The sequence below is a fragment of the Streptomyces sp. NBC_01571 genome (genome assembly GCF_026339875.1).
Lineage (GTDB): Bacteria > Actinomycetota > Actinomycetes > Streptomycetales > Streptomycetaceae > Streptomyces.
In genome coordinates this window covers 1-13386 of sequence record NZ_JAPEPZ010000012.1, presented here as the reverse complement: position 1 = coordinate 13386, position 13386 = coordinate 1, and the positions used below count along the sequence as shown (strand labels likewise).

The 13386-nt window shown below is 70.4% G+C and carries 2 protein-coding genes and 1 pseudogene; all 3 read left to right on the top strand.

Going from position 1 to position 13386, the window contains the following annotated elements:
* A pseudogene (locus OHB41_RS51850) lies at window positions 1–4657 on the top strand (OTU domain-containing protein); the annotation flags it as partial.
* Between the two features lie 409 nt (window positions 4658–5066).
* Window positions 5067–10997, top strand: coding sequence for a hypothetical protein (locus tag OHB41_RS51845; RefSeq protein WP_266709780.1), 5931 nt, complete (start codon window positions 5067–5069; stop codon window positions 10995–10997).
* Window positions 10998–12357: 1360 nt separating this feature from the next.
* The coding region (locus OHB41_RS51840; RefSeq protein ID WP_266709778.1) for an OTU domain-containing protein at window positions 12358–13386 on the top strand (1029 nt) is incomplete at its 3' end.

The following is a 13386-nucleotide window of genomic DNA, read 5'->3' as shown; positions in this document are numbered from 1 at the left end:
GTCAGGCACGGCCCGGACCGGCACGGCCGAGTCAGGCACGGCCCGGACCGGCACGGCCGCAGCCGCCGCACCCGCCGCAGCCGGCGCAGCCCAGGCCACCGCCGGGCGGAGCCGGTGGAGGGAACTGGCAGCAGCCTCCCCCCTCGACGCGAGCCTGCTGCAGGTCCACGTCCACGGTGAACTCCACCGCCTGGGACACACGGTGACCGGCCCGCTCTCGGCCGCCGTGGCCCAGCACTACGACGACCTCGGCCCGGCCTGGGACTCCCAGCCCGTGCAGCGCCGTGCGACCGCCCTCGCCCACCTGATCGCCACCGGCACCAACCCCTTCCCGGCCAGCCGGTGGCAGGAACTCACCGCCCACGACCCCGACCGGGCGAGCCGGCTGCGGGTACTGGCCGCAGTCGAGCTCCACCGGGCACAGCACCCGGGGATGTCGCGGAAGACCGAAACCTTCGCGCACGCCTACGACCACCTCGCCGACCACTGGCACACCCAGCCCCTCGCAGACCAGGCCACCGCCCTCGCCCACAAGATCCTCACCGGCACCGACCTCCCCCTCGGCACCGCCCCCGGCGCACCCGGACGGACCAGGGCGGCAGACGACCGTGACGCCGCGGACCGGCTGGAGCGCACCGTCAGGGCCGAACTCGCCGCCCTCGGTCACCCGGCACACGACCTGCCCCCCGCACCGAAACTCGTCCGCGACTACCCCCTCGACCCCGCCTGGCACACCATGTCACCCGGCCACCAGGCCGAAGCCGTCGCCCGATGGATCCACACCGGCCTCCCCCCCGGCCCACCCACCCAGACCCCGACAGCCCCCACCCGGCCCGCAACGGCGCCCACCCCCACACCCCCCGCCACCCAAACACCCACCCGGACGCCCACCCCCGCACCCGGCTCCACACCCCCCGCCACCGAAACACCCACCCGGACGGGGACGGCCGGCTCCCCCGGCACTGCTCCGGCACACCAGGACGACCGGTTCCTGATCGAGGAAGTCCGGCGCGAATTCCGCTACCTCGCCCCCCACCCCACCAAGGACCTGCCCACCGCCGACGCCATCCGCGAGGCCGACCGCAACCTGCCCAAACAGCCCTGGCCCGTCACCCAACGCGAACGAGGACAACACCTCGCACAGATCCTCCTCACCGGCGAAAAAACCAGACTCCTCGGCGGCGCCGACAACACCACAACCCGACCCCCCCGACACCTCCACACAGCCGGCACACCCGGACAAACAACCAGCACCACACCCGACAACGAACCCCTCCAGGCCGTGTTCCGCTCCCTCCCCCCGGACATACGAGAAACCGTCACCCAAGACGAGGCCTGGACCACCTACCTGACCTACCAGGCGCAGGCCGACGCCCAGACCCGCCCAGACGACCCCTCGGCCCCGGACACAGCCCGCCGGACAGCCATCGACCGCACCATCGCCGTCCTCACCGCCCGCCACCGGCCCCAAACCCACACACTCACGGCAATGCTCGACACCCCCCACCCCCCCGCCCACCCACCGGCCGAGCCGCAAAACCCCCACCACCCCCACCCACCACACACACCACCCGCCCCCCACACCACAACCAGCCCCGAACCCGACCCGACCACGACCAGCGACACACCCCTGCCCGACCGGCCCACCCAACCGCCCCCGCCCCCCGCGCTCGACGAGTTCACCCGACCCCTCTCCGGCCTGCCCGCCGACTTCCTGGCATTGCTCGACTGGCCCACCGGCGAAACCGAACCCTCCACCAGGACACCCCCGGCACACCCCCCCGCCCACCCACCGGCCGAGCCGCAAAACCCCCACCACCCCCACCCACCACACACACCACCCGCCCCCCACACCACAACCAGCCCCGAACCCGACCCGACCACGACCAGCGACACACCCCTGCCCGACCGGCCCACCCAACCGCCCCCGCCCCCCGCGCTCGACGAGTTCACCCGGCCCCTCTCCGGCCTGCCCGCCGACTTCCTGGCATTGCTCGACTGGCCCACCGGCGAAACCGAACCCTCCACCAGGACACCCCCGGCACACCCCCAGCCCACCACCACAACCCGGGACCCCGGAGACAACGAGGGCTTCCTCGCGTACGGCCGGACCGGCCAGGACGTCGCGGACGTCGCGGACGTCGCGGACAGCCGGACCGGCTGGACCGGCTGGACCGGCCAGGACGTCGCGGACGTCGCGGACAGCCGGACCGGCTGGACCGGCTGGACCGGCTGGACCGGCCAGGACGTCGCGGACGGCTGGACCGGCTGGACCGGCGGGGACGTCGCGGACGGCCCGGACGAGACCGGTGACCGAATGCCGGCCGGCATGGCGGACCAGTGGGGCCCACCACCGGACCCGGGCACGGAGCAGACGCCGCCCAAGGTCCCCCACTACGTGTCAGACCAGGCCGCAACCCGCCACCTGACCGTGTACCCGGTCCCGGCAGACGGTGACTGCTTCTTCCACGCCCTGATCGCAGCACGCGACATGCAGGCACCGGACGGCCCGCCCGCGAACACCACCGACGTACGCGCCGCCCTCGCCGAAACACTCCAACAACAACTGCGACTACACCCTCAGCACCCCCACCTCGCCCCCTGGATGCCCGCCGCACGAACCCAGGTCCTGACCGCACTGGCCGACCACGCCGCCCACCAAGCCGGCCACACCCAGGGCACAGACGCATTCACCCAGTACACCAACGAATTCTCCCAGGCCCACGCCGAAACCCGGCCCGACCAGCAGGACTGGCAACACGTCATCACCAGCCTGCTCACCCCCGGCCAGTGGGACACCGTCGCCGGCGACCTGGCCCCCGCCCTCGCCGCCCACCACTACAACATCCGACTCCACACCCTCCACATCCACCCCGGCCACCCCCCCTGGACCCTCACCTTCGGCCCCGAAAACGCACCCGAACACCACCTCGTCCGCACAACCGGCAACGGACCCGAACACTGGATGCCCGCCCACCCCACCACCACCACCCCAGCACTGACCCCAGCCCCAGCCCCAGCACTGACCCCCACCCCAACCCCCACCCCAACCCCAGCCCCAGCACTGGCCGACGCCACAGCCCCTCACGACAACCAACCCGCCACCCACCCAACACCCCCCCACACCACCACTAACACCGCCCACACCACCACCCACCACAAAACACGCAAACACGCCCGCCCCACCCGCACACCCCGCCAAGGCCCGCACACGAAAACTGACCCGACGTTCGACCAGTACATGCAGGCTTTGGAGCAGTGGCGTAAGGAAGCCCCCGCCGGCCAGGACCGCAGCCGCCTCCTGCCCCCACAAAGTACTTCCGTGCCCCTCCGCGGTCCCGGTGCCGAAGTCGTGCACGTCCGCATCGGCGACTGGCTGAGCAACCTGCAGCACAAGGGGAGGGATCTGGCCGAGGGAGAGGCCGCTAGGCTGCGGAACCTCGACTGGACCCTCGTCGAGCAGGGACCGGGGAAAGACCCGGGCACGACGCGCTACAAACTGAAGCCCACCCCAGATCAGCGCGAACAGAAAAACGCATGGACGTTCGAGCAGTACATGCAGGCTTTGCAAAACTGGCTCAGCAAAAATCCCACTAAACCGGACGATAACCTCCCCATCCCCCCATACGATACTTTCGTGTCCCTCCTCGGTCCCGGCGCCGAAGTCCTGCACGTCCCCATCGGCAAATGGCTGGCTGACCTGCAGCACAAGGGGAGGGATCTGACCGGGGAACAGGCCGCTAAGCTGCGGAACCTCGGCTACAACCTCGTCGAGCAGAGACCGGGGAAAAACACGGGCACGACGCGCTACAAACTGCAGCCCGTCCAAGGACAGCGCCAGCGCACTCGTCGGCCGTTCGAGCAGTACCTGCTGGCTTTGGACACGTGGCGTGCCGCCCCCAGAAACCACAGCACCGACATCCCCCCCTTCCGTGCTTCCGCGCACGTCCAGGGTGCCGATGGCCGAAAACGGTCCGTCCCCATAGGCCACTGGCTGGACCACCTGCGGTCCAGGGGGCTGGTGCAGCCGGGTGGTTCTTTGCTGGCGGGTGCTTTGAAGGCGCGCGGTATCCCCACCAAGGAAGAGAACGGCCTTCTCCGGCGCACGGACGAGGCAGGGCCGGTGGTGCCGGTGTGGGGTGTGGAGGTCTACCTGCGTGGCCTGGCCACCTGGCGGGCCGCCGCCCCCGCGGGCGAGGACCGCAGCACCGCCATCCCCCCCGACGGCACCTACATCACCCTCACCGACCCCACCCCCACCCCCCTCACCGACGCGAGCAACACCCGACCGGGAACACAACGCCACGGACAACGCCACCACCAGCGGTGCAGACATCCCCATCGGCACATGGCTGTTCCAGGCCCGCCATCAGGGACTGACAGGACTGACGGACCACGAGATCACCCAACTGCAGGCCGCCGGCCTGCACGCCGCGGAACCCCACCCCGACGACACAACCCGGCGCACACGTCTGTACTGGAACCACCCCGGAACAACAACCCCCACCCACACAACCAGCCCCCGCCACACAGGCACCAGCCACCAACCCGACACACACCAACACCCCACCCACCCCACCCACCCCACCACAACCACAACACCCGCACCCCCCAGCCGGAAAAGGCCACGGCCAACAGACGACACACAGACAGGTGAACAGCCACCCGGCTCAAATCACGGACGCCACGCGAAACGCGGGAAAGGGAGGCCCGCAGCCGAGCCCCCGCGAGGGCGCGGCGGCAGGCCCCCCCAGACCGCCCGGGAGGGCGACCCCACCACCACCGCTGCCGCTGCTGCCGCTGCCGCTGCCGCTGCTGTTGCCGGGCAGGACAGGCCGGCCCCGCCCGCCCCACACGCCCAGCCCGCACCCGGCCTGCCGGCCACACGGCCAGAGACCGGCACCTCCACCCGGCCCGCACCACCCACGAACACGGACACGCCGGCCCCGCCCACGGACCCCAGCACCTCACACCACCCGGGCCCGCCGATCACAGACAGCAGCTGGCCGGCGAGCGGCATGGGCAATGCACCGACGGGACCGGGTATGGAAAGGCCGGGGAGTGCCGTGCCCGCCGGAATGTTCGATCCCCGCGCGCTGGATGACCTCTTCCTGCCCGGCGAGCCCCTCACGGCGGCAGCCGACCCGCTGGCCTGGCCGGCCTGGCTGGACAGGCCGGACGGGCCGGACGGGCCGGACGGGCCGGCCTGGCCGGACTGGCCGGACTGGCTGGACTGGCGGGGACACAGCGGTGAGTCGTTCCTGCCAGGGACGGCGGGAACCGGCTGGGCGGCCCCACATGCCGACCGTGTCGGGCCGGACCGGCCGGAGGACACCGGACCGGCTGCATCCACCGGAACCGGCGTCGTGCCGATGACGGATGAGCCGGTCCAAGATCTGCCCGACGGACAATGGTGGAACCCGGCCGAGCAGGAACGGCAGCAGCGGTCGCTACCGGCGATGGCGGGAGTCGACTCGTCGGTCCAGCAAGCGGCCCACGAGCGCGGATGGACGGTGTGGCAGGCACCAGCGGACGGTGACTGCTTCTTCCACGCCCTGATCGCGGCACGCGACATGCAGGCACCGGACGGCCCGCCCGCGAACACCACCGACGTACGCGCCGCCCTCGCCGAAACACTGCAACAACAACTGCGACTACACCCTCAGCACCCCCACCTCGCCCCCTGGATGCCCGCCGCACGAACCCAGGTCCTGACCGCACTGGCCGACCACGCCGCCCACCAAGCCGGCCACACCCAGGGCACAGACGCATTCACCCAGTACGCCAACGAATTCTCCCAGGCCCACGCCGAAACCCGGCCCGACCAGCAGGACTGGCAGCACGTCATCACCAGCCTGCTCACCCCCGGCCAGTGGGACACCGTCGCCGGCGACCTGGCCCCCGCCCTCGCCGCCCACCACTACAACATCCGGCTCCACACCCTCCACATCCACCCCGGCCACGCCCCCTGGATCCTCACCTTCGGCCCCGAAAACGCACCCGAACACCACCTCGTCCGCACAACCGGCAACGGACCCGAACACTGGATGCCCGCCCACCCCACCACCACTGCCCCAGCACTGACCCCAGCCCCAGCCCCAGCACTGACCCCCACCCCAACCCCCACCCCAACCCCAGCCCCAGCCCCAGCACTGGCCGACGCCACAGCCCCTCACGACAACCAACCCGCCACCCACCCAACACCCCCCCACACCACCACTAACACCGCCCACACCACCACCCGCCACAAAACACGCAAACACGCCCGCCCCATCCGCACACCCCACCACCCCCCGCACACGAAAACTCACCCGACGTTCGACCAGTGCATGCAGGCTTTGGAGCAGTGGCGTAAGGAAGCCCCCGCCGGCCAGGACCGCAGCCGCCTCCTGCCCCCACAAGGTACTTCCGTGCCCCTCCGCGGTCCCGGCGCCGAAGTCGTGCACGTCCGCATCGGCGGCTGGCTGAGCAACCTGCAGCACCAAGGGAAGGTGCTGACCGAGGGAGAGGCCGCTAGACTGCGGAACCTCGGCTGGACCCTCGTCGAGCAGGAACCGGGGAAAGACCCGGGCACGACGCGCTACAAACTGAAGCCCACCCCAGATCAGCGCGAACAGCAAACCGCATGGCCGTTCGAGCAGTACCTGCAGGCTTTGGACACGTGGCGTGCCGTCTACGGGAAGCACAACACCGGCATCCCCCCCTCCCGTGCTTCCGCGCCCGTCCAGGGTGCCGATGGCCGAGAACGGCCCGTCCCCATCGGCAACTGGCTGTACCACCTGGGGCGCAGGGGGCTGGTGCAGCCGGGTGGTTCTTTGCTGGCGGGTGCTCTGAGAGCGCGCGGTATCCCCACCATGGAAAAGGACGGCCGTCTCCGGCGCACGGGCACGTCAGGGTCGGTGGTGCCGGTGTGGGGTGTGGAGGTCTACCTGCGTGGCCTGGCCACCTGGCGGGCCGCCGCCCCCGCGGGCGAGGACCGCAGCACCGCCATCCCCCCCGACGGCACCTACATCACCCTCACCGACCCCACCCCCACCCCCCTCACCGACGCGAGCAACACCCGCCGGGAACACAACGCCACGGACAACGCCACCACCAACGGTGCAGACATCCCCATCGGCACATGGCTGTTCCAGGCCCGCCATCAGGGACTGACAGGACTGACGGACCACGAGATCACCCAACTGCAGGCCGCCGGCCTGCACGCCGCGGAACCCCACACCGACGACACAACCCGGCGCACACGTCTGTACTGGAACCACCCCGGAACAACAACCCCCACCCACACAACCAGCCCCCGCCACACAGGCACCAGCCACCAACCCGACACACACCAACACCCCACCCACCCCACCCACCCCACCCCCGGTACATCCCTCACCCCCATCCCGGCCTCCCTGGTTACCCAGGCCGGGATCCTGCTCCGCCCACCCCTGCTCCTCGGAACCGACCCCGAAACCCGAAACCGACGCGACGCCGTCCACCACGCCCTGACCCAGATCGCCCACACCCTCCACACCCACGGCGAGGACGCCGCCCGCACCCTCGCCGACACCCTCGCCACCCAAAACCCCGACCTACGCACCCCCCAACCCCACCTCCCCGGCGGCACCCGACACCCCCACAACCCCCACCCCACCACCCCCACCCCCACCCACACCGACACCGACGAAGACCTCTTCGGCGACCCCACCACCCCCAACCCCACCTCCATCCTGGCCCTGCCCGAACCCTCAACCAGCCTCACCCTGCCCGGAACCCGAACCGCCCCCACCCCGCACACCCACCACCACACCCCCGGAAACCACTCCAGCAGCGAAGAAGAACACGAAGAAACCGGGCAGGATCAGGAGAATGTCCTGCCCACCACCCGGCCCACTCCCTTCGACGTCGACGCCCACATCACCCCGCCCACCCACCACGCCCTCACCGCACTGGGCCACCTCGCCGAGTCCCCCTGGCACCGCGCCCCTGACCCTTCCGTCACAACCCCCTGGACCCGCACCGGCTTCGCCCCCCTCAGCACAGACGACATCACCAGCCTGTTCCAACTACTCGATCACCCCGACAACCACGACGCCACCCTCGGCGGCGTCCTCGACCACCTCCGCACCACCCACCACCTCGACCACATCGACGACCCCACCCTCACCCAAGAACTCCACCGCATCCACTCCCAATACCACCTCCAAAAAACCGCTCGGCTGAGAATCCCCTTCGTGAAAGAACCCCATTCCCGCAAGCACCCGAGTCAGGATGAGGTGGAGGATGCGATCCGGAAGTTCCTTGTTCCCACGGTGAACGGAACCCGCGTCACCGACAGCAAACCCTTCGGAACCAGACCCGCACGGGGAGACAGGCGTTTCGTCACGGACGAAGGGTTCAACCTCGCTAGGTGGCTCTATCACGCCGGCCAAGAAGCAGGCGTGAAGGGGGTGTCGCCGGGGGTGCGCCAGGCTCTGCTGGACAGCGGATTCACCGTCACCGACCTGCCGGACGACAGGGTGAAACTCCGCTTCAAGCGAGATCCCAATTCCCGCCGCAAGCCGGCGAGTCCGGAGGAGGTGGAGGATGCGATCCGGAAGTTCCTTGTTCCCGCGGTGAACAGAAAACGCGTCACCGACGACAAACCCTTCGGAACCAGACCCGCATCAGACAGCAAGAACAGGCTTTTCGTCACGGACGACGGGTTCAACCTCGCTTGGTGGCTCTATCACGCCAGCAGAACAGGCGTGAGGCTGGTGTCGCCGGGGGTGCGCCAGGCTCTGGAGGAGAGCGGATTCACCGTCACCGACCTGCCGGGCACCAACAAGGTGAAACTGATTTTCGAGGAGGAGGGGGAGGAGGGTGCGGCGTCTGGTGGTGCTTCCGGTAGGGCGGCTGACGGGGAGCGTGGGATGCCGGCTGTCTCTGCGGCGGCGCGGGGTGTGATCGCCGGGGCCGGACAGGAGAGCGGGCCTGAACCGCCGGCGCGGCCCCGCACCCAGCGGGGCGGACAGCCGGGACAGACTGCTGGGCAGCCTCGCTCGAAGCCGGTCCGCACCGCCGCCGGTCGGGACCGTGCCGGAGAACACCTCCCCGTTCCTGACGGCACGGGCCCCGACCATCCCCGCACACTCACCATGCCCGGCTCGACAGCCCCGGGGGAAAGAGCCGGCGCCTCGGACCGTCCCGCAGAACCCGCGAACGCGCGTGCGGCCCAGGTCCCGGCGGAATCGGGCGACCGGCCGGAACCGGGCATGCCGCACCCATGGGCAGACCCGGACACCCCGGCCCGCCCCCACCCCGCCACAGCGGCATCACCGGACACCTTCTTCCCTCTCCTCCAAGACCCAGGCCGCGCACTGGGATCCGAATCGGCTCACCCGGGCGCCACCTCGAATCCTCCCGCCGCCCCCACACACCTGGAGAACCAACCCGATCAGCCGACCCCGCCGACCCCGCCGGGCCTGCCGGGCCTGCCGGGCCTGCCGGGCCTGCCGGGCCTGCCGGGCCGGCCGGGCCTGCCGGGCCTGCCGGGCCTGCCGGACGAGCTGGCACAGTGGTTCGGACTGCACGGAACCGCGCAGTGGCCCGACTTCGACCAACCGGCCCTGCCGAGCCTGCCGGACGAGCTGGCACAGTGGTCCGGGCTGGACGGACCGGCGCAGTTGCTCGGGTCCGGGTCTGAGCAGCCGGCGGCGGGTTTGCCGGGTCGGGGGGTGGCGGGGTCATGGGCCGGCCCGGAGGTGGACCCGTTCTCTGTCGCAGACAGCGGCTGGCCGGCGAGCGGCATGGGCGATGCTCCGGCGGGACCGGGTGTGGAGAGGCCGGGGAGTGCCGTGCCCGCCGGGGTGTTCGATCCCCTCGCGCTGGGTGATCTCTTCCTGCCCGGCGAGCCGCCGACGGCGGCAGCCGCGGCCGACCCGCTGGACTGGCTGGACGGGCTGGACTGGCTGGACGGGCTGGCCTGGCCGGACGGGCTGGGACACAGCGGTGAGTCGTTCCTGCCAGGGACGGCGGGAACCGGCGGGGCGGCCCCACATGCCGACCGTGTCGGGCCGGACCGGCCGGAGGACACCGGACCGGCTGCATCCACCGCAACCGGCGTCGTGCCGATGACGGATGAGCCGGTCCAAGATCTGCCCGACGGACAATGGTGGAACCCGGCCGAGCAGGAACGGCAGCAGCGGTCGCTACCGGCGATGGCGAGAGTCGACTCGTCGGTACAGCAAGCGGCGCACGATCACGGATGGACGGTGTGGCAGGTACCAGCGGACGGTGACTGCTTCTTCCACGCCCTGATCGCGGCCGGGCAGGCAGCAGGCCACACCCACCTGCCCGAAAACGTGACGGTGATCCGCGCCCAGCTCGCCGCTGAGGTGGACCGGGTCCACGACACCCTGCTCCGGACGCGGGCCCTTCCACCACAGCAGCAGGACGACCAGGAACCCTGGTGGCTGACCGTCCAGCCGAGCATCATCAACACCCAGGCCCGGCAAGCGGCCCTGGCCATCCTCCGCACCCGACCCCGACCCCGGTCAGGACACCGACACCGGCTGGCCCCGGCCCAGCACCGAGGAGATCGAGCAGAACCAGTACTTCCAGGACCTGGTCCACTCCTTCACCGCCCAACGGGCGGACGGAGCGCTGCCGGAAGACTGGCAGAACATCGCCGAACAGTTCCGCACACCCGGCCACTGGAACAACGTCTCCGGCGACATCGCCCCGGTAATCGCCGCCCACCTCTACAACATCCGACTCCACACCCTCCAGATCGAACCCCACGGCACCACCTGGCCCCTCACCTTCGGCCCCACCCACGGCCAACCACTCCACCTGATACGCCACGCCCACCACTGGATGCCCGCCCGACACCACACCCCCCAAACAGCCCCCACACCCCACCCCACCACCGGCCCCCCACCCCCACACCAAAACCCGAAACCGAACCAGCGCCAGCGCCGGCAGGCCGAGAAAAGTCCACACGCCAGCCCGAAGGACCGCAAAACCATTAAGTGGACGGATGAACTGACCCTGGCCGCCATCGACGCGTGGCGCAACACTGAATACTCCGACGAAGAAAACTGCACCAAAATCCCCCCACAGGACGCTACCGCGCACGTCCATATCCCGAACACCGACAGGCACGAAAAAGTCCCCATCGGTGAGAAAATAGGGGTCCTGATGAATGTGGGTTTGAAACGCGCGTCTCCCTACCTGATCGAGGGACTGGAAGAGCGCAACATCCACATGGAGAAAGTGGACGGCCTCTACAGGATTGTCCGCCAGGCAGGCCAAACACTTCGACATGAGTGGCCGATCGAACAGTTTATAGCCGGTCTCCTGAACTGGCGAAGCATTGCAGGCCGCAACGGCGAAGACCGCAGCAACGCACTCCCCAAATCAGGAAACACGGTGGTCCTTGCCGTTCCTGGCAGCGACACCCCTTCCACCGTCCCCATCGGGTACATTCTGCACAATATGCTGTACGGCATTAGGAAGCTGACGGAGGCCGATATCGCCCTGCTGCGACAGCACGGCATTCACCTGTCGGAACCCGACAATGACGGCCGTCGCAGAGTCCTGCAAAACCCTGCGCCGACCGCCTCCGGCGGCGGGACCGGGCCTGACCCGGAAGCCCAGCCACGTCACACACGCCAGGACGGCACCGACGCAGGCCCGCCTCCGCAGCCCCGCAGATCCCTCCGCCGCCGCGCGCCCACCACCACCACCACCTCGGCCGGGCGACCGGTCCGAAAGCGGCCCCGCCTCACCCCCGCAGGCGACCCTCCCCGCTCCGTCCCGCAAGGCGCCCCCACCCCACAGCCCGCGCAGCAGCCAGCCGCCGAGACCAGCCGCCCCGGCATCACCACACCGGAACAAGAACAGCAACAGGACCCGGCACGCGACGCGGCGACCTGGCCCGGCGACCACGCCGACGAGCCAGCCGGACAGGACCCGGCCCCGTGGGCAGACCCGGATGCCCCGGCCCGCCCCCGCCCTGCCACAGCGGCATCACCGGACACCTTCTTCCCTCTCCTCCAAGACCCAGGCCGCGCACTGGGATCCGAATCGGCTCACCCGGGCGCCACCTCGGATCCTCCCGCCGCTCCCACACACCTGGAGAACCAACCCGATCAGCCGACCCCGCCGGCCCTGCCGGACGAGCCGGCACAGTTGTTCGAACTGCACGGACCGGCGCAGTTGCTCGGGTCTGAGCAGCCGGCGGCGGGTCGGCCGGATCCGGGGGTGGCGGGGTCATGGGCCGGCCCGGGCCAGGAAGTGGACCCGTTCTCTGTCGCAGACAGCGGCTGGCCGGCGAGCGGCGTGGGCGATGCTCCGGCGGGACCGGGTGTGGAGAGGCCGGGGAGTGCCGTGCCCGCCGGAATGTTCGATCCCCTCGCGCTGGGTGATCTCTTCCTGCCCGGCGAGCCGCCGACGGCGGCAGCCGCGGCCGGCCCGCTGGCCTGGCTGGACGAGCTGGACGGGCCGGACTGGCTGGACTGGCGGGGACACACCGGTGAGTCGTTCCTGCCAGGGACGGCGGAAACCGGCTGGGCGGCCCCACATGCCGACCGTGTCGGGCCGGACCGGCCGGAGGACACCGGACCGGCTGCATCCACCGCAACCGGCGTCGTGCCGATGACGGATGAGCCGGTCCAAGATCTGCCCGACGGACAATGGTGGAACCCGGCCGAGCAGGAACGGCAGCAGCGGTCGCTACCGGCGATGGCGAGAGTCGACTCGCCGGTACAGCAAGCGGCGCACGAGCGCGGATGGACGGTGTGGCAGGTACCACCGGACGGTGACTGCTTCTTCCACGCCCTGATCGCGGCCGGGCAGGCAGCAGGCCACACCCACCTGCCCGAAAACGTGACGGTGATCCGCGCCCAGCTCGCCGCTGAGGTGGACCGGGTCCACGACACCCTGCTCCGGACGCGGGCCCTTCCACCACAGCAGCAGGACGACCAGGAACCCTGGTGGCTGACCGTCCAGCCGACCATCATCAACACCCAGGCCCGGGAAGCGGCCCTGGCCATCCTCCGCCCCGACCCCGACCCCGGTCAGGACACCGACACCGGCTGGCCCCGGCCCAGCACCGAGGAGATCGAGCAGAACCAGTCCTTCCAGAACCTGGTCCACTCCTTCACCGCCCTACGGGCGGACGGAGCGCTGCTGGAAGACTGGCAGAACATCGCCGAACAGTTCCGCACACCCGGCCACTGGAACAACGTCTCCGGCGACATCGCCCCGGTGATCGCCGCCCACCTCTACAACATCCGACTCCACACCCTCCAGATCGAACCCCACGGCATCACCTGGCCCCTCACCTTCGGCCCCACCCACGGCCAACCACTCCACCTGATACGCCACGCCGACCACTGGATGCCCGCCCTCCCCACC